The organism is Actinoplanes hulinensis, assembly GCF_019429605.1.
Taxonomy (GTDB): domain Bacteria; phylum Actinomycetota; class Actinomycetes; order Mycobacteriales; family Micromonosporaceae; genus Actinoplanes; species Actinoplanes campanulatus.
Map to the genome: position 1 here is coordinate 671,252 of NZ_JAHXZI010000001.1, position 18,528 is coordinate 689,779.

At 70.7% G+C, this 18,528-nt stretch carries 18 protein-coding genes; 5 read left to right on the plus strand and 13 right to left on the minus strand.

All coding sequences use genetic code 11. From position 1 onward, the window contains the following. The first annotated feature begins 171 nt into the window (after positions 1 to 171). The gene (locus tag KZ829_RS03365) at positions 172 to 570 is read left to right on the plus strand and encodes a hypothetical protein (protein ID WP_220142332.1); all 399 of its coding nucleotides are present in this window, start codon (positions 172 to 174) and stop codon (positions 568 to 570) included. Between the two features lie 18 nt (positions 571 to 588). Here KZ829_RS03365 and KZ829_RS03370 read toward each other — a convergent pair whose 3' ends face one another. The 10 genes from KZ829_RS03370 to KZ829_RS03415 form a co-directional block, all read right to left on the minus strand. Next, entirely contained in the window at positions 589 to 1,314 is a 726-nt protein-coding gene (locus tag KZ829_RS03370; RefSeq protein WP_220142333.1) for an SDR family NAD(P)-dependent oxidoreductase, read from the minus strand. Between the two features lie 43 nt (positions 1,315 to 1,357). Then, a complete protein-coding gene (locus tag KZ829_RS03375; RefSeq protein WP_220142334.1) occupies positions 1,358 to 3,097 on the minus strand; it encodes a serine/threonine-protein kinase in 1,740 nt (579 codons plus the stop codon). Positions 3,098 to 3,190: 93 nt separating this feature from the next. Then, the gene (locus KZ829_RS03380) at positions 3,191 to 4,684 is read right to left on the minus strand and encodes a fused MFS/spermidine synthase (protein WP_220142335.1); all 1,494 of its coding nucleotides are present in this window, start codon (positions 4,682 to 4,684) and stop codon (positions 3,191 to 3,193) included. 21 nt (positions 4,685 to 4,705) lie between these two features. Continuing rightward, complete coding sequence (locus KZ829_RS03385) at positions 4,706 to 5,713, minus strand: coiled-coil domain-containing protein (RefSeq protein WP_220142336.1); 1,008 nt, start codon at positions 5,711 to 5,713, stop codon at positions 4,706 to 4,708. A 63-nt stretch (positions 5,714 to 5,776) separates the two neighbouring features. Next, entirely contained in the window at positions 5,777 to 6,550 is a 774-nt protein-coding gene (locus KZ829_RS03390; RefSeq protein ID WP_220142337.1) for an SDR family NAD(P)-dependent oxidoreductase, read from the minus strand. A 158-nt stretch (positions 6,551 to 6,708) separates the two neighbouring features. Next, positions 6,709 to 7,542 carry an inositol monophosphatase family protein gene (locus tag KZ829_RS03395; protein WP_220142338.1) on the minus strand — a complete coding sequence of 278 codons (834 nt, stop codon included), beginning with the start codon at positions 7,540 to 7,542 and terminating at the stop codon, positions 6,709 to 6,711. Then, positions 7,535 to 7,987, minus strand: a complete 453-nt coding sequence (locus KZ829_RS03400) for a response regulator (RefSeq protein ID WP_183226943.1) — start codon at positions 7,985 to 7,987, stop codon at positions 7,535 to 7,537. Before KZ829_RS03400 ends, KZ829_RS03395 begins: the two co-directional genes overlap by 8 nt. Before the next feature lie 67 nt (positions 7,988 to 8,054). Then, a complete protein-coding gene (locus KZ829_RS03405; protein ID WP_246634916.1) occupies positions 8,055 to 9,632 on the minus strand; it encodes a sensor histidine kinase in 1,578 nt (525 codons plus the stop codon). 8 nt (positions 9,633 to 9,640) lie between these two features. Beyond that, the gene (locus KZ829_RS03410) at positions 9,641 to 10,840 is read right to left on the minus strand and encodes a PP2C family protein-serine/threonine phosphatase (protein ID WP_220142340.1); all 1,200 of its coding nucleotides are present in this window, start codon (positions 10,838 to 10,840) and stop codon (positions 9,641 to 9,643) included. 70 nt (positions 10,841 to 10,910) lie between these two features. Continuing rightward, positions 10,911 to 11,279 (minus strand): hypothetical protein, encoded by a 369-nt coding sequence (locus tag KZ829_RS03415; protein WP_220142341.1) that lies wholly within the window; start codon positions 11,277 to 11,279, stop codon positions 10,911 to 10,913. Between the two features lie 75 nt (positions 11,280 to 11,354). On the opposite strand from KZ829_RS03415, the gene KZ829_RS03420 reads away from it, so the two are divergent. Beyond that, a complete protein-coding gene (locus KZ829_RS03420; RefSeq protein WP_220142342.1) occupies positions 11,355 to 13,658 on the plus strand; it encodes a M28 family peptidase in 2,304 nt (767 codons plus the stop codon). Here the strand turns inward: KZ829_RS03420 and KZ829_RS03425 are convergent. From KZ829_RS03425 to KZ829_RS03435, 3 genes are all read right to left on the minus strand, one after another. Next, positions 13,655 to 13,939 (minus strand): Smr/MutS family protein, encoded by a 285-nt coding sequence (locus KZ829_RS03425; RefSeq protein WP_183226951.1) that lies wholly within the window; start codon positions 13,937 to 13,939, stop codon positions 13,655 to 13,657. The genes KZ829_RS03420 and KZ829_RS03425 overlap by 4 nt on opposite strands. A gap of 10 nt (positions 13,940 to 13,949) precedes the next feature. Beyond that, entirely contained in the window at positions 13,950 to 14,321 is a 372-nt protein-coding gene (locus tag KZ829_RS03430) for a tetratricopeptide repeat protein (protein ID WP_220142343.1), read from the minus strand. A gap of 128 nt (positions 14,322 to 14,449) precedes the next feature. Next, a complete protein-coding gene (locus KZ829_RS03435; RefSeq protein ID WP_220142344.1) occupies positions 14,450 to 14,671 on the minus strand; it encodes a hypothetical protein in 222 nt (73 codons plus the stop codon). 170 nt (positions 14,672 to 14,841) lie between these two features. Between KZ829_RS03435 and KZ829_RS03440 the strand changes: the two genes are divergently transcribed. From KZ829_RS03440 to KZ829_RS03450, 3 genes are all read left to right on the plus strand, one after another. Further along, a complete protein-coding gene (locus tag KZ829_RS03440) occupies positions 14,842 to 15,579 on the plus strand; it encodes a response regulator transcription factor (RefSeq protein WP_220142345.1) in 738 nt (245 codons plus the stop codon). Positions 15,580 to 15,582: 3 nt separating this feature from the next. After that, a complete protein-coding gene (locus KZ829_RS03445; RefSeq protein ID WP_220142346.1) occupies positions 15,583 to 17,169 on the plus strand; it encodes a sensor histidine kinase in 1,587 nt (528 codons plus the stop codon). 198 nt (positions 17,170 to 17,367) lie between these two features. Further along, positions 17,368 to 18,432, plus strand: a complete 1,065-nt coding sequence (locus KZ829_RS03450; protein ID WP_220142347.1) for a 3-deoxy-7-phosphoheptulonate synthase — start codon at positions 17,368 to 17,370, stop codon at positions 18,430 to 18,432. Positions 18,433 to 18,528 lie beyond the last annotated feature (96 nt).

An 18,528-nucleotide genomic window follows, 5' to 3' on the forward strand; every position in this document is an offset into this window, starting at 1 on the left:
AGGCCGGGCCGGCTGCGGCCGGCCCGGCCCGCCGAACGGCTGGACGAGCCGCGGCCGGCCCGGCGTGAGCCGGGCGGCCGCGGCCGACGGATTCCTACCCCTGGTCACGCCCGTGGGGGTGGTTCGGAGAAGACGCCGACCGCTCGCCGTACTGATGAAAGTCTCGATGACATGTCCAAAACGATCGCCGAGAAACTGCTGATAAAGCCGCATTCGACCGTCTGGCTCAACGAACCGGCCCGGCTTCCGCTGCTCACCCCCATGCCGGAGGGTGTGCGCGAGGCCGGCACGCTGGCGACGGCGAGCACGGCCGTGCTGTTCGTGGCGGATGCCGAGGCCGTCCGGGAGCAGCTGGACCAGAACCGCGCCGACCTGGACAAGCCGGCCGCATTCTGGATCGCCTATTTGAAGGGCAACAAGGCCGACATCAACCGGGACTCGCTCTGGCCCGTCGTCGCCGATTTCGACATGCGCCCGTGCGGGCAGGTGGCGATCGACGAGCGCTGGTCGGCGCTGCGGTTCCGGGCCAATCGTCCCGGCGAGGGCCGCTTCACCGGCGGTGCGGCGTGAGCGGCCCACCGCCGTCCGCTACCGCCCCAGGACGGTGCCTCCGTTGACGTTGATGATCTGGCCGGTGACGAACCCACCACCCGGGCCGACCAGCCAGCGGACCGTCTCGGCGATGTCGTCCGGGACACCGGCCCGCTTCACCAGGGAGGCGTCGACGCGCATCTGATGTCCTTCCGGGGTCATCCGGCCGTCGAAGAACTCACTGTCGGTTATGTAGCCCGGCGAGATGACGTTCGCCGTGATGCCTTCGGCACCGAGGGAGGTGGCCAGATCCAGCCCGTAGCCGTGCAGTGCGGCCTTGGCCGCGGAGTAGGGCCCGCCGCCGCCCCGCTGGGCGGCGATCGAACTGGTGAGGATGATCTTGCCGCCCGGCCGGCGGAGACGCGGAAGGAGCGCGGTGGTCGTGAGGACCGCGGAGAGCACGTTCGAGTCGAGGTTGGCGCGCCAGCGGGCCGCCACGCCGTCGAGGGTGTCCTCGTCACCGGAGATGTACGCTCCCGCGTTGTTGACCAGCACGTCCACTGTCCGCCCGGCCACCGCCTCGACCACCGCGGGCACCTGGGCCGGGTCCGAGACATCCGCGGTCACGGCGGTGGCCTGCGGTCCGATCCACTTCACCGCATCGGTGAGCACCTCGGCCCGGCGCCCGACGATGATCACGTCGAATCCCTCACCGGCGAGCATCCCGGCTGTCGCCTTGCCGATCCCGGTTCCGCCACCGGTGACCACTGCGAGTCTTGTCATGACCTCGACCCTATCGACGGAGCGTCAGCGGAGCGGCGAACCGTCACAGCGCCAGCGAGAAGCCGGTGGCGCGCTTGGCGGCCGGTGCCGGAGCGGCGCCGGTTCCCGGTCGAGGCGCTCCGCCGCGCCGGGACGGGACGCGTTTGCGTTGCTGGCTGGTCTTCGGCTCGGGCGCGCGTTCCTCTATCGTCGTCGTGTTGACCGATTCGCTCCCGGGTGGGGCCGGCCCGGTCAAGCCCGTGACCTCGGCGCGGCACGGTTGCCCGTTCAGCGCGAAGGAGAGCGGCAGCGGGTTCCGCTGCCGGTAACCGCCGTGCAGGGTGACCACCCGGCTTCGGCCGCGGCCGGTCAGCACCACGCGACGGCCCTGCTGGGTCACCGCCCGAGGTGTGGCGGCGAGCCGCTGGCCGCCGGGGTAGGAGAACTCGACCCGCCAGCCGGACGTCTCGGTGGTGATCACGCTCAGTCTCGCCTCGAAGTAGCCGCCGGAGTCACGCCGTACCTGGTAGCGGACGGTGCAACGGACCCGGCTAGGCCGGTCGACCGCGGGGACGCCGGTGCCGGTGGCGGTGGTGCTCGTCCGGTCGGGCTCGGCCACCTCCCGCCGCGCGGACCAGTTGAGCAGTCCGGAGGCGAGCAGGACCACGGTGGCCAGGGCGGCGATCGCCGATCGGCGGTCCCGCAGGCGTTCCGGGGGCGTCAGGGCACGGCTCCGGCGGCCGCCGACGAAGAGACCGCCGCCAAGAGGGCGTACCGAGCCGAGCCGGAGGACGGTCCGCAGGCGCAGGCCGGCCCGGAGCCGCAAGGTGGCGGGCGACCTGAGGTAGGCGCGGACCCCACGGCGTATCCCGGATCGGTCACGGGCCAACGGCACGGCCACCACCGCCCGGACCGCCGGCCGCTCGCCGGGGCGCAGCGGCGGAATGATCGGGCGCAGGCCGACGGTCGCGGCCAGCCCTCGGGCCACCTCGGCGGCGGCAGGGCGATCGGCGGGGCTCTTGGCCAGACAGCGCAGGCACAGTTCGGCGATGACGGGCGGCATCCCAGGAAGGTCCGGGATCGGCTCGGGATCGGCGTAGAGGTGGGCGCGCAGGGCCTCGGTGGTGCTCTCTGCGGGCCACGGCATCCGGCCGGTGAGCCCGCGGTAGAGCAGCAGACCGAGGGCGTAGACGTCGGTGGCCGGGGACACCGAGGAGCCACCGAGGCGTTCCGGGGCGAGGTAGGCCGGAGTTCCGAGCAGGCTGCCGTCCGGGGCCGCGTCCCGCTGGCCCACCACCGCGGAGATCCCGAAGTCGACGATCTTCGCGCCAGCCCCGGTGAGCATCACGTTCGCCGGGGTGACGTCCCGGTGCACGACACCGCGGGCGTGGGCGGTGGCCAGCGCGGAGGCCACCTCGGTGACGATCATGACGGCTTCCCGCCATTCCAGCGCACCCTGCCGGCCGAGCCGGGAGCCGAAGGACTCGCCGTCGTTGAGCTCCATGACGACGTAGGGGACGGTCAGCCGGTCCGAGATCGGGGCCTCGCCGAAGTCGTGGATGCCGGTGATGTGCGGGTGACAGAGCCGGGCCGCGGCCAGGGCCTCCTGGCGCAGTCGGTCACGGAAGGTGCGATCCTCGGCCAGCCCGGGTTCGAGAACCTTCACGGCGACGTCGCGGCCGAGGATCTCGTCGTAGCCGCGCCAGACCACCGACATTCCACCGGTGCCGAGCTTCTCGATCAGGCGGTACCGGCCCGCGAGACGGGGCGATCCATCATGACCGTTTCGCTCCGTACGCCCCATGCGCCGATTCTCGCCCGAGTGACCGGCGGACCGGTGCCGCACACCGAAACCCACTCGGAAACCCTCGCCGACCGATTCCGGGAGGCGGGCGGGTCAGCCGGCGAGGAGTTGGTCGACCGGAGCGTAGTCGTCGGTGAGGATACGGGCGTCGCCGACGAAGCCGGCCAGCTCGGCGCCGGCCAGCAGGGCGGGCGGCGCGCCGAGCCGGGCGAGCGGAGCCCTGAGCGCGTCGATTGGCAGCGGGTCGTGGGAGGCCAGAATGACGAAGTTGTCGCCGCGCCTGCCGGCGATGGCGTCCGGTGGGGCGATCAGGGCGACGTGCGGGAAGGCGGCCGCCACGGTGGCCACCTCGGCGCGGATGAAGCGGTTCGGCGGGTAGTCGATCACGTTCTGGGCGTAGACGCCGCCGGGGCGCAGGACCCGGGCGATGTCGTCGGCCATCTCCCGGGTGGCCAGGTGCCACGGCACCACCAGGTGCCCGAAGGCGTCCCCGACCACCAGGTCGTAGGCGGCGTCCGGTCGCTCGGCGAGCCCGACACGGGCGTCACCGACCCGGACCCGCAGATCAGAGCCGGTGGTCAGGCCGAGTTCCCGCTCGTCCAGACCGACCAGCCCGCCGTCGAGCTCCAGGACGAGCTGATCGCTGCCTGGTCGGGTGGCGTGGAGATAGTTCGGGACGGTGAACCCGCCACCGCCCAGGTGCAGAGCGTCGATCGGGGCGCCGGGCGGTTCCAGCACGTCGGTGACGGCGCCGATCCACTGCACGTAGTCGAACTCGAGGTGCGTGGGGTCGGTCAGGTCGACGTACGAGTGCCGGGCCGAATTGAGGATCAGGGTCCGGCCTCCCTCGCGCGCCGGATCCTGGACCACGCTCGCGCAGTGGTAGGCCGTCTCCACATCGCAGGGCGTGGGCGAGACCGCGCCGAGCCCGGCTCCGGCGAGCCCCACCGCGGCGAGCGATGCCCGGATCCGGGAATTGCCGGGCAGGTCGCGGCGCAGCCACCAGCCGAGCGCCACACCGCTGACCGCGAGCAGCACCGCCAGGCTGAGGATGATCACGCTGCTCGGCATGGCCGCGACGAAGACGAAACCGGTCACCAACGTCGCGGTGATCGCGCCGAGGGTGCCGATGCTGGACAGCCGGCCCACCACCGAACCGGCCCGCCGCAGATCGCCGAGTTGCAGCTTCACCACCATGGGGGCGATCGCGGAGAGCACCAGGGCGGGCGGGAAGACGGCCAGTGTGGCGAGCATCAGCACGGCCGGGGCGGCGCCGCCACGCAACAGCTCGCCACCCCAGCGGACCATCGGCAGGGTGAGCGCCGTCCCGATCGCGCCGAGGATCAGCGCCGGGGCGAGCAGGGTCCGCGGGTCGAACCTGTCGGCGAGGCGGCCGCCCACCCAGGCGCCGTAGGCGATGGCGGCCAGCGCGACGCCGATCACCGAGCTGCTGACCTGGAGGGTCACACCGACGTACGGCCCGACCAGGCGGAGGGCGACGATCTCCAGGACCAGAACGGCTCCGCTCGCGCCGAAAGCGAGGGCGGTGGCCAGGGCCGAGGGCAGGGCTCGCGGCTGCTTCTCCACCGCCGCGATGCTACCGGGGCCTCAGAGCATGGAGAGGTGTACGTGGTTGGTGTGTACCGCCGCGGGGCCACCACTCGCGCTGTAGGCACGCCAGCCGGTGCTCGGCATCCAGATCTGGCGGTACCAGATCACGTACATGACGCCGAGCTCGTCCGCGTTCTTCACGTAGAACGCCGCGAGCCGGTCGCCGTACGACTTGTCGCCACCGGTGGCCGCCACGTTCTCGAAACCGCCCGAGGCTGCCGAATGGTCGCAGGCCCTGCCCTTGGGGTGCTCACCCGACGACCGCTCGCTGAAGCACACCGTGTAGCGCTTGAACCCGGCCACCTGTGCCTGCTTGTAGGCGTGCAGCGTCCGCGGCGTGATGCAGCCGCCGGAGGTCGGGTCGTCGACCGTGCACGACTCCTTCGGCCAGGAGCCGTCGGAGTTGCGCGGCGCCGGTTCGGCCGCCGGGGAGTTCGGGTCGACGAAACCGCCGGCCGCCCCACCGCCGACCTCGGCCAGCGCGACCTCGGCATCCCGCTTCCTCTTGGCCATCACGTTGACCTGGCGCTGCTGCTCCTTGATCTCGGATTCGAGGGCGATCTTGGCCCGTTTCGAGTTCTCGATCTCGGTCCGGTAGCCGGCCAGGGTGCCGCCGTCCATCTGGGCGAGCATGTCGAGGCTCTGCACCCGCTCGATGAAGCTGCCCGAATCGGAGCTGTTGAGCAGAAGGGTGACCGTGTTGATCCGGCCCATCTGGTAGGCGCGGTTGGCGACCGCGTTGACCTGGCCGGTGAGGGCCTTCGCGTTCTCCTCGGAGCGCTTCAGCGCCTCGGTCAGCTGCTTCTGCCGCTTCTTGGAGCCGGCCAGCTTCGTCTTCGCCTGGTCGTAGCCCTTGGCCGCGGCCTCTAGCGTGGCGCGCAGCTTCTTGGTGCCGCCCTCGGGGTCGGCCGACGCCGGGGGCGCCGGCAGCGCGATGACCACCGCGAACGCGGCGGCGAGGATCGCGAGCAGGGCGGTACACCGGCGCGGGAGACTGACCGCCACAGGAACCTCCAAGTCGTAAGCGCCGGTACTTTACCGTGTCGGAGCAGACGAAAGGGAGATCGATCAGGTAGCCGAGTATCCACCGTCGACGAAGAGCGTCTGACCGGTTACCGCCTGACCGGACTCACTCGCCAGGAATACGACACACCCGGCGAAATCTTCCGGAACTCCGTTGCGACCGATCATCGTACGGCGGGCGTGTGCCGCCACTTTCGTGGGATCGGCGAAAACGACGTCGGTCAGTGGCGTGTGGACCACTCCGGGGGCGATCGCGTTGCAGCAGACGCCGTGTTGCGACCACGCCTCGGCCTGCGAACGGGTGAGGCCGACGAGCCCCGCCTTCGCCGCTCCGTAGGCGCCGCTGTTGCCGTACGCCCGGAAGGCCTGCTGGGAGACGACATTTATGATCCGGCCCCAGCCTCTCCGGGCCATCGCCGGGCCGAACGCCTGGCCCAGGAGGAACGGAGCGGTCAGGTTGGCGGCGAGAGTGACGTCCCAGACGTCGTCGGTGAGCTCGCCGAGCGGCGGCCGCAGGTTGATCCCAGCCGAATTGACCAGGATGTCGGGCTCGCCGTACCCCTCAATGATCTTGCTGATGACGGCCTTGACGGCAGCCCGGTCGGCGAGGTCCGCGGAGACCGCGTGGGCGTCGGCGCCGTGGCCGCGCAACTCGGCGACCACCTCGGCCATCGGCGCTTCGCGCCGGGCCACCAGCACGATCCGCGCGCCGGCACGGCCCAGGGCGAGCGCCATCGCGCGCCCGATCCCGGAGCTGCCGCCGGTCACCACCGCGGTCCGCCCGCCCAGGCCGAAAAGCTCATCGAGGTACGAGGACATGCCCGCACCCTAGATCCCCGGACCCGCCCACGGGCTCCCGCCGGCTGTGACCGTCCCCTCACCCGAAAGAGGTCCCGTACCGCCGAATGAGCGACCCGCCGAACGAGACACCCGCAAATGGCGCGGCGACGCGGAAACGGCCGGCCACGCACAAGCCGTCAGGTGGGGTCGGTCGGTGGGGGTCCGTCCGGGAAGAGGGTGCCGTGGACGGTCTGCCAGATGTCCTCGTTGCCGGCGACCAGCAGGCCGCGCCGGCGGTCGATGGGGCGGTAGTCGGCGCCGTCCAGGTGGCGGGTCACACCGCCGGCCTCGCGGACGATCAGGGTGCCGGGCACGTGATCCCACGGGAGGATCCGCCAGAACATCGCGAACTGCTGTTCGTCGGTGGCGACGGCCGGGTACTCGTACCCGGCGCAGTGCCGGCCGGAGGTGTGACCGCCGAGGGCCACGGCGTTGGCACGGACCCGGTCCCGCAGGTGGTCCGGCAGGTACTTGTGGGAGATCACGCCCCGCAACGCGGCCGCGCCCGGGTCGTCGGCGCGGGTCTTCACGCGTACGCCGTCCCGGTAGGCGCCGGAACCCGCCTCGGCCACCGTCAGGTGATCACCGATCACGTCGAGGATCCACGCCGCGCAGGTCTCCCCGCCCCGCAGCAGGGCGACCATCACGCAGAACGGCGTCTTCCCGGCGGCGAAGTTGTTGGTTCCGTCGACCGGATCGACGATCCACACGGCGCCGCTGCCGCCGAGCCGGTCCCGGACCGTGGGGTCGGCCGCCACGGCCTCCTCGCCGACCACCACCGAGCCGGGCAGCAGGGCGGTGAGCCCGCGGGTCAGTGCCCGCTCGGACTCCTGGTCGGCGATGGTGACAAGGTCACCGGGCGCCTTCTGCTGCACCTCGTCGTCGGCCAGGCGCCGGAAGCGCGGCAGGACGACGGTGTGCGCGACCTCACGAACCAGCTCAGCGACCTGATCGAGAACCTGATCAGGCACGCGGCGGCAACTTCACGACGCTGACGAAGAACTCGTCGATCTGCCGGATCACCGCGATGAACCGCTCGAAGTCGACCGGCTTGGTGACGTACGCGTTCGCGTGGAGCTGGTAGCTGCGCAGGATGTCCTCGTCCGCCGAGGAGGTGGTGAGCACGACGACCGGGATGCGGCCCAGATCGTCGTCCTTCTTGATCTCGGCGAGCACCTCACGGCCGTCCCGCTTCGGCAGGTTGAGGTCGAGAAGGATGAGGTCGGGCCGCACCGCGTCGGCGAACGGGCCCTCCTGCCGCAGGTAGGCGAGCGCCTCGGCGCCGTCGGAGACCACGGTCAGCCGGTTGCGGACCTTGTGCTCCTCGAACGCCTCCTGTGTCATCAGCACGTCACCGGGGTCGTCCTCGACGAGCAACACCTCGATCGGTGTGCCCGGTTCTCTCTCCGTGCTCATGTCGCCACCTCCGCTTAGCTCCGCCGATGCCACGAGCCCGGGCGATGCCACGAGCGCGGCATTGAGCTCATGTGGTCCCCACGTCTTGCGCGCTCTCGAGCGCCTCGGCGCCTGGCAGTGCCGGGAGCGTGAAGTTGATCGACGCACCCTCGGCGACGTCGACGTCCAGCCAGACCCGCCCGCCATGGTATTCGACGATCTTCTTGACGATCGCCAATCCGATGCCGGTCCCCTCGTACGCGTCCCGGGCGTGCAGCCGCTGGAAGATCACGAACACCTTGTCGGCGAACTCGGCCTCGATGCCGATGCCGTTGTCCCGCACGTTGACATGCCACTCACGGCCCTGGGGCTGGGCGGTGATCCGCACGACCGGCGGCACGTCGGGCCGGCGGAACTTGAGCGAGTTGCCGATCAGGTTGACGAAGAGGGTGGTGAGCAACGGCTCCTCACCCTCCACCATGGGCAGTCCGCTCCAACTGATCTCCGCGCCCTCACCGGCCCGCGGCTCGAGCTGCGACTTCACCTCGGCGAGCACCTTGTTCAGGTCGACGTCGGTGAACCCGGTGGTGAGCCGGCCGATCCGGGAGAAGGCGAGCAGGTCGTTGATGAGCCGCTGCATGCGCTGCGCCCCGTCGACCGCGAAGGCGATGTACTGGTCGGCGCGCTCGTCCATCTGTCCCGCGTACCGCCGCTGGAGGAGCTGGCAGAAGCTGGCCACCTTGCGCAGCGGCTCCTGGAGGTCGTGCGAGGCCACGTAGGCGAACTGCTCCAGGTCGCGATTGGACCGGGTCAGTTCCTCGGCCTGCGACTGCAACTGCTGGTTGATCCATTCGACCTGCTGGCGCGCCTCCCGGACCTCGCTCAGCTCGCTGGCGATCTGCTGCCGCATCCGGTCGACGTCGTCGGCGAGGCCGGCCAGGTCGGGTGAGCTGTAGCGGCTCTCGATGTGCCGGTCGTAGTCACCGGCCGCGACCTGTCGCACCTGGCCGGCGAGGTCCAGGATCGGCCGGCTGACCAGGCGGTCCAGCAGGAGCAGCAGGCAGGCGCCGGTGAACAGGATGATCACCGCGGCGGCGATCTGAATGGCGACCAGCGCCTGGCTGGAGTCGCGGGCGGCGTCCGCCGAACGGGCCCGCAGTTCCTGGATGTGGTCCTGCATCACCTGGACGGCCGCGCGGACCTCGTCGAATTCGCGGGTGTCCGACGCCTCGACCCGTTCCTGGGCCGCTTCGGTGCCGGAGTTCTGGACGGTCCGGATGAGCGGTTCGGCCACCTCGGCCCGCCAGGCCGCGGCGCGTTCCTCGACCACTTCGAGAGCGGCGCGGATCTCGCCGTCCTCCGGATTCAGGTAGCTCTCGATCCGGCTGATCTGGAGGTTCTCCTGCGCCAGCCCGTTCCGGTACGGCTCGAGGTTGTGTTCCTGCCCGGTGATGGCGTAGCCCCGGACGCCGGTCTCCTGGTCGACGAGCGCGGTGTTCAGCGTCTCGCCGGCGGCCCGCATCGGGCTGGCCCGGTCGAGGATGTCGTCGACCTGCCGGCTGTTGGCGGCCGCCGTGACAGCGGCGACCACACCGAGCCCGCCGAGCAGCAGCCCGGCGGCGCCGCAGAGCGCCACGATCCGGATCCGCAGGGGCCAGGCGCGCATCCTGGTCCTCATCTGCCGGCGCCCCGGGAGATGAGCAGCATCGCGACGTCGTCGGTGAGCGGGCCGCCGTTGTCGCGGTCGGCCCGGGCCACCAGCCATTCGGGCAGCTCGGGCAGCGGTTTGGCACGCGCCTCCGGCTCGGCCAGCAGCTGGCACAGGCCGTCGACGTCGAGCCGCTCGTCGCTACCTCCGGTACGCCCCTCGATCAGGCCGTCGGTGTACATCAGCAGGGACCAGTCATGGCTGTCGAACTCCAGCTCGGTCGCGGGGGTGGGAGTGGGACGTACCCCGAGCACGATCCCGGTACGCACGGCGACCGGCGCGGCCCGCCCTCCGGAGAGCACGACGGGCGGCGGGTGGCCGGCCACCCGTACCGTCGCTCTGTTTCTTGGAAGGTCGATGACCGCCGACGCGACCGTGGCGAACACCTCCCGGGCCCGCCGCTCGGACATCAGCACCTGTTCGAGTGAGGGCAGCACCTGCTCTTCCGGCACTCCGGCGAGCACCAGGGCCCGCCAGGCGACCCGCAGTTCGACGCCGAGCGCCGCCTCGTCCACGCCGTGCCCACAGACGTCGCCGACGATCACGTGCAGCCGGTCGTCGCCGACCTGCACCACGTCGTAGAAGTCGCCACCGAGCAGGCCCATGGCCCGGCCGGACCGGTAGAACGGCTCGACCCCGAGGCCGAAGTCGTCCCGCTTGAGTGGCTTGGGCAGCAGACCGCGTTCCAGACGGGCCGACTCGGCTTCGCGCAGTTCGGCCTCGCGCAGCCGCCGGGCGTTCTCGTCGGCGCGTTTCCGCTCCACCGCGTAGCGCAGCGACCGGATCAGCAACACGCCGTCGACCTGGCCTTTGACCAGGTAGTCCTGGGCGCCCTCGGCGACCGCCTGCACCCCGAGGTGCTCGTCGGAGCGGCCGGTGAGCACGCAGACCGCGGCGCCTCCGGCGACGGCGAGCAGCTTGCGCAGGCCGTCGATGCCCTCGGCGTCGGGAAGGCCCAGGTCGAGGAGGACGCACTCGACTCCGGTCAGCCGCTCGCGGGCCTCGCGCAGGCTGCTGGCGACGGTCAGTTCGAACGGGGCCTCGGCTTCGGCGAGCAGCTCACGGACCAGGAAGGCATCGCCCTCGTCGTCCTCGACGAGCAGGATCCGTAGCCGTTCCAGCTGGTCCGCCGCGTACCTGCGGGACGCGAGCGACCGCTCCGTCATTCCGATTCCCCACTCGACGCATAGGTGACCCGCAAATCGTGTACCAACCGGCCCCGCGGCACAACTTCGGTCATCGGTGCGGGTCGCCGGAGGAGGGCGAGGGAGACGGGCCGGAGTCGGCGGCGACCCGCCTGGCGTGTTCGGCGATCACCTGACCGAGGATGCCGTGCAGTTGTCCGCAGTCCCGGCAGTGCAGGTTCTCGTCCAGGTGGAGTCCTCCGCATTTGGCACAATTTCCCCGGTCCTCGGGGTCCCGATAGGACTCCAGGGCCCGGCACATCGCCCGGATCACGTGGTCACTGACGGTAAAGACATCCTCACCGAAGGCTGTGCGCACACCGAGAACGGCGACGGGGTCAGCGTCCGGCGTCGGATTGTAGGGCGACACCCGGTCGATGAACTCCGCGATGACGGCGGCTGGGTCAAGCGGCGTAGTCACCCGGAACACGCTATTGCACGCGCCAATGGATCTTCGGGGTACCCGTCAGGCGTACCCGGATGGTCAGATGTCCCCATGAGTGACACAGCTCTCGCCCGGCCGATGCGTCGCGGCCTCGCCGCCGCCGCCGTCCTGGCCGTTCTCGGGCTGGCCGGCCTGGCCGCGGTTCGTTCCGTTCAACCGCCCGCGGAGCGGGCGACATCGGCGCCGGCAAGCGACTTCAGCGCGGCGAGGGCCTTCGAGGACGTACGCGCGATCGCGTCCACACCGCACCCGGCCGGCAGTGCCGCCAACGACCGGGTACGCGAGTACCTGATCGACAGGCTGCGTGGTCTGGGCCTGGCGCCCGAGGTGCAGGACGTGGTGTCGGTGCAGGGCGCCGGCCTCTCCTCCTCGGCGGGCGGGACCGGCCTGGCCCGGGTGCGGAACGTGGTCACGCTGATCCCCGGGTCCGCCTCGACCGGGCGGATCTTCCTGATCGCGCACTACGACTCGGCGCAGATCGCCCCGGGCGCGAACGACGACGGCGCGGGCACCGCCACGATCCTGGAGACGGCACGGGCGCTGACCAGCGGGGAGAAGCCGCGCAACGACGTGGTGCTGGTGCTCACCGACGCCGAGGAGGCATGTCTCTGCGGGGCCAAGGCGTTCGTCGACCAGCACCCGCTGGCCCGGGACGGCGGGGTGGCGCTGAACCTGGAGGCGCGGGGCAGCAGCGGCCCGGCGATCATGTTCGAGACGTCGGCGGGCAACGCGCGGCTCGTGGAGACGTACGCCCGGGTGCCGTACCCGGTCGGCACGTCCTTCGCCGTGGAGATCTACCGGCTGCTGCCGAACGACACCGACTTCACGCCGTTCCGCGAGTCGGACTTCCTGGGCCTCAACACCGCCTACATCGACGGCGCCGCGGTCTACCACGCGCCGACCGACAAGCCGTCGGCGATGAACCGGGACAGCCTCCAGCATCACGGGGACAACGCGCTGGCTCTGGTACGGGAGTTCGGCGCCCAGGATCTGACCACGTTGAGCAACACCGGGGACGCCACCTACTTCCCGGTGCCGGGCCTGCTGATCCGCTACCCGGGCGGGCTGGTGTGGCCGATGGCCGCGGCGGCCCTGATCGCGGTGGTCGCGCTGGGCTGGTTCGTCCGCCGCCGGGTGCTCGTCGCGATTCCGCTCGCCGTGCTGCCGATCATCGTGGCGCCGCTGCTGGCCCAGGGCCTGTGGGCGCTGCTGAAGACGATCCGGCCGGAGTACGGCGGCCTGCCGATCGACCCGTACCGTCCGATGTGGTACCGCCTCGCGGTGATCGCCCTGGCCGCCGCCACCGTCCTGATCTGGTACGCCCTGCTGCGCCGCCGTGTCGGTCCGGCGGCACTGGCCGTCGGTGGCCTGACCTGGCTCGCCGTCCTCGGGATGGTGCTGGCCGCGTTCACCCCGGGCGGCTCCTACCTGGCCGCGCTCCCGGCACTGGCCGTCGCGGTCTCCGCCCTGCTCGCGATGCGCGCCCGCCCGTGGCTCGCCGTCGCCGTCCTGATCGTCGGCGCGCTGGTCCCGGTCGTCATCCTGCTGCCGACCGTGCTGATGCTGTTCCCGGCGCTCGGCATGCCGATGGCCGGGGTGGGCGCGTTCCTGACCGTGCTGCTGGGCCTGGCCCTGCTGCCGGTGCTGGACCTGCTGCACCCGGTGGAGTCGGGCGCCCGCGGACTGGACGCGCTGAAGGCCCGCCGGCTCGGCGCCGTACCGTCACTGATCGCGGTCGTGGCGGTGATCGGCTGCACGGCGACCGGTCTGGCGGTGGACCGCTTCGACGAGGAGCACCCGTCGCTCACCCATCTGATGTACGCCCTGGACGCCGACACCGGCACCGCCCGATGGCTCAGCGAGGAGGCCGAGCCGCAGGAGTGGACGTCCCAGTACGTGACCGGTGAGCCCGCCGAGGTGTCCGCCACCCTGCCGGCTTTCGGCGACGAGAAGCTACGCGGCGGACCGGCTCCCGCGGCGACCCTGCCGGCGCCGGCGCTCACGCTGCTCTCGGAGAGCACCTCGGGCGGCCTGCGCACCATGCGACTGCTGCTCGATCCGCAGCGGGCGGTCCGGTTCGCCACCCTGCACGTGGTCGGCGCCGAGGTCACCGCGATCACGGTGGGTGGCCGGCCGATCGACCCCACGCCGGGCTTCGTCTTCCACGCGCCGCCGGAGAACGGGGTCGAGGTCAGCCTGACCGTACGGGCGAGTGGCCCGGTCGGGTTCCGGGTGATGGACGCCAGCGACGACCTCGCCACGATGCCCGGCTTCCGGCCGCGGCCGGCGGATGTCGGCGTGCTCGGCTCGCACAGCAGCGAGATGGTCGCCGTGGCGAAGACCTACACCCTCTAGCGGCCCCGGCCCCTGCGGCCGGTGGGGGCGTCGAATCGGAAGTGCACGAAGAGACGCCCCCAGTTGTCGCCGTCCTTCTCGACCCGGTGATAGAGCTGCTTGATCTCTTTCTGGTCGAGGAAGCGGATGACCTTCTTCTTCAGGGCGCCGCTGCCCTTGCCCGGGATGATCTCGACGAGGGTGGCCTTCTTCTGGATGGCCTCGTCGATGATCCCCCGCAGCGCGCGGTCGATCTCGTGCCCCTTGTTGAAGATGTCGTGCAGGTCCAGCTTCAGCTTCACGATCGAGACCCTACGCCGCGCTGTTCTTGCCGAGCCAGGTCTCGACCCGGCGCAGCGCCTCCTGGTAGTCGGTCTGTGTCTTCATGGCGGAGGCCAGCCGCAGGTGCGGTAACGCCTCACGAAAACGGCCGGCCCGCTCCAGGGTCCGGCCGAGCACGTGGTGCGCGTAGTGGTCGGAGGGATCATGCTCGATCAGCACCCGTAGCTGCGCCTCCGCCCCGTTCAGCTGGGCCGAGTTGAAGTAGGCCCGGGCCAGCAGCAGCCGGACCGCGGTGTTGTGCGGCTCGGCCTCGACGATCGGTTCGAGCAGCCGGGCGGCGCCGAGCGGATCGCCGGACTCGAAGAAGAAGGTGGCCCTGCGGTAGTCCTCGAGAAGATCCACGTGAACGCTCCCCACACTCGCGCCGCCGCTTTGACCCACGCTCGCACAACATCGCGCCAACATCGAGTGTTCCCCGGGCTACCGCTCCCTGACAACCGGGAATGCCCAGGTGGGGGACCGAGGATTGATCAACGCCGGAGCAGCAGCAGGGCGAGGCCGCCGGTGAGCAGATAGCCGCCGAGCGCGGCGAGCAGCATCGGGCTGACTCCCCCACCGGGCAGTTCGGGCACCGAGCCGGTGGTCTCCGGGCGGCGCTGCTCGGGCAGCTCGGCACGGGCTGACGGCGCGAGGCAGAGGAGCAGGAAGAGGATCGCGGAGAACGCGGCCGCTATCCGACCAACTAGTCCCATTAGTCCATTATGTGACTTTTGTACGCCACTTCGATCACGCCACTCCGCTCGCCAGGATCCTCATGGACCCGAACCCTCATGCCGAACACCATGACGTCACGTGGCAGAGGCACAGGCGCTTCACAGGGAACCAAAAGGCGGCACCGAGCGTGGGGCACCACAGTAGGGGCATGACGATGGCGAACGCAGAACCCGGCACCGAGCTTCGGCGGCCCGACGGGACCCCGGTCCGGGTGCTCGTGGTGGACGACGAACCGACGCTGGCCGAGCTGCTCTCGATGGCGTTGCGCTACGAGGGCTGGGATGTGCGCAGCGCGGGCGACGGCATGACGGCCGTCCGCACCGCGCGCGACTTCCGCCCGGACGCCGTCGTGCTGGACATGATGCTCCCCGACATCGACGGGCTCGAGGTGCTGCGCCGGCTGCGCGGCGAGACACCCGAGGTGCCGGTGCTGTTCCTCACCGCCAAGGATTCGGTCGAGGACCGGATCACCGGCCTCACCGCGGGCGGCGACGACTACGTCACCAAGCCGTTCAGCCTGGAGGAGGTGGTGGCCCGGCTGCGCGGTCTGATGCGACGGATGGGACACGCCCCGATGCGTACGGAGTCGCAGCTGGTCGTCGGTGACCTGACCCTCGACGAGGACTCGCACGAGGTCCGCCGGGGCGGCGACCTGGTCACGCTCACCGCCACCGAGTTCGAGCTGCTCCGCTACCTCATGCGCAACCCGCGGCGGGTGCTGAGCAAGCCGCAGATCCTGGACCGGGTCTGGAACTACGACTTCGGTGGACAGGCGAACGTGGTCGAGCTCTACATCTCGTACCTGCGGAAGAAGATCGACGCCGGTCGCGCGCCGATGATCCACACCATGCGCGGCGCAGGTTACGTGCTCAAGCCGGCCGACTGATCCATGAGCACCGCCGCCTCGACCCCCTCCCGGCCGTCCCGCCGGCGCGGTCCCGCGGGCTGGTCGCTGCGCACCCGCATCGTCGCCATCATGATCGCGCTGCTCTCGGTGCTGGGGCTGGTCGTCGGCGGCACCGCCGAGCTCTATCTCCACAAGTCCCTGCACGACCAGCTCGACGACGATCTGGGCGAGCTGGGGAAACGGATCAGTGGTCCGGGACCGGGACAGGGGATGCCCGGCTCCGGGAGGTTCAAGACGCTCAGCCAGGCCATCGTCGACGGACCGACCGGGGCGATGGGGACCGATTCCATCGTCGTGGTGATCCCGGACGGCGGTGAAGCGGTCGGTGGCCTGGTCCAGCCGAAGGACAGCGCGACCGAGTCGGACCGGCCGGGTGACAACAAGTTCGCCCGGCTCTCCGCGCAGATGGTCGCCACCCTCCAGCGCGAGGTTCCGGAAGGGCAGACGGCCGACGTCGATCTCGGCGGCTACCTGCCCGAATACCGGGTGATGGCCAAGGAGATCGACGGGGAGATCGTCTACCTCGGCATCTCGCTGGAGGACGTCAACAACACGCTCGTCACCGTCGCGATCTTCACCGGCTGTGTCATCGTGGGTTCGCTGCTGATCGCGGGCTGGGGTGGGGCGCTCATCGTCCGCCGTACCCTCAAGCCTCTCGATCGAGTGGCAGCGACCGCGACCCGCGTCTCCGAGCTCAAGCTCGACGCCGGCGAGGTGCGGCTCGCGCAGCGAGTGCCCGAGCCGGACACCGACCCGCGCACCGAGGTCGGCCAGGTCGGCGCCGCACTGAACCGCATGCTCGACCACGTCGGCAACGCTCTGGAGGCGCGGCACGCCTCCGAGATGCAGGTCCGGCAGTTCGTCGCGGACGCCAGCCATGAGCTGCGCACCCCGCTCGCCGCGATCCGCGGCTACGCCGAACTGTCCCGCCGCAGCCGGCAGGTCGTGCCGGACGAGATCGCGCACGTGCTGAACCGGGTGGAGTCGGAGGCCAAGCGGATGACCGCCCTGGTCGAGGACCTGCTGCTGCTGGCCCGTCTGGACGCCGGCCGCCCGCTCGCCCAGGATCCGGTGGACCTCACCATGCTGGCCGTCGACGCCACGAGCGACGCGCACGCCGCCGGTCCCGGCCACTACTGGCAGCTCGACCTGCCGGACGAGCCGGTCACCGTGGTCGGCGACGGCGCCCGCCTGCATCAGGTGGTCGCGAACCTGCTGGCCAACGCCCGGACCCACACGCCGGAGGGCGCGACCGTGACGGTCAAGGTGGGCTCGGTGCGGGACGCCGCGGTGATCCAGGTCATCGACAACGGCCCGGGCATCCAGCCGGACGTGGTTCCGCGCATCTTCGAACGGTTCGCCCGGGGCGACAGCTCGCGGTCCCGCGCGGCCGGCAGCACCGGTCTCGGCCTGTCGATCGTGCACGCCGTGGTCACGTCGCACCGGGGCAAGGTGGGTGTGCAGAGCCGTCCCGGCCAGACCGTCTTCACGGTGATGCTGCCGCTCGGCCCACCTCCTGTCGTCCCAACAGCTGAACAGAGACCGGAGATGCTGCAACCGGCGCGCTGAGGTGGCTATGCTGGCGGGCATGTCTCGGATGTGGTCGTTCTATTGGTTTACGAGGCCGGCTCAAGCCGGTGCCTCGGCCATGACCGCATGACCTGAGACACCCGCCAGAGCCGGCAAGGCAGCGACGATGTCGCTGCCTTTTTGTTTGCCCCGAGCAAACCGGCTCTGACCAGGGCCGGTCGAAGGAGAGAGATCACCATGACCGCCCCAGAGGTGCAGCGGGTCCGAGACCAGCGGATCGAGAAGGTCGTCCCGCTGATGAGCCCGGCGCTGCTCCACCACGAGCTGCCGCTGACGTCCGAGTTGCACGACACCGTGCTGGCCGGCCGCAAGCAGGTGGAGGACGTGCTCAACGGCCGAGATCAGCGCCTGATCGTGGTCGTCGGCCCGTGTTCGGTGCACGACCCGGTCGCCGCCGGCGAATACGCTTCCCTTCTGCGGAAAGAGGCGGAGCGGCTCAGCGAGGACCTGCTGATCGTGATGCGGGTGTACTTCGAGAAGCCGCGTTCCACGGTCGGCTGGAAGGGCCTGATCATGGACCCGGGCCTGGACGGCTCGGGTGACGTCGGCACCGGCCTGCAAATCGCCCGCAAGCTGCTGCTCGAGGTCGTGCGGCGAGGGCTGCCGGTGGCCGTCGAGTTCCTCGACCCGATCACCCCGCAGTACATCGCGGACACCGTGGCATGGGGTGCGATCGGCGCCCGGACCGTCGAGTCGCAGGTGCACCGGCAGCTGTCGTCCGGCCTGTCGATGCCGATCGGCATGAAGAACCGCCCCGACGGCAGCGTCTCCACGGCGGTCGACGCGATCCAGGCCGCCGAGGCGTCGCACGTCTTCCCGGGCATCGACTACTCGGGCACCCCGGCGATCCTGCATACCACCGGCAACCCGGACTGCCATCTGGTGCTGCGCGGCGGTGGCGGCAAGCCGAACTACAGCGCCGAGGACGTCGAGTCGTCGCTCGCGCTGCTGCGCAAGGCGGGCCTGCCGGAGCGCCTGGTGATCGACTGCTCGCACGGCAACAGCAACAAGGACCACAAGCGGCAGCCGATCGTGGCCGAGGACATCGCGCGGCAGATGGAGTCCGGCCAGCGCGCGATCAGCGGCGTGATGCTGGAGAGCTTCCTGGAGCCGGGCCGGCAGGACCTGGGCGGCGAGCTGACCTACGGCCAGTCGGTGACCGACGCCTGCATGGGCTGGGACGCCACGGTGGCGGTCCTGGAGCGGCTGGCCACCGCGTCGGCCAAGCGCCGCGCGCTCTGAACAGGTGGCCGCCGATCATTCCGGTGTGGAAGGTCGGCGGCGCCATTGAATTACGATCATGAACGTCAATGTGAAAGCGGCATTATCGGGCCTCTC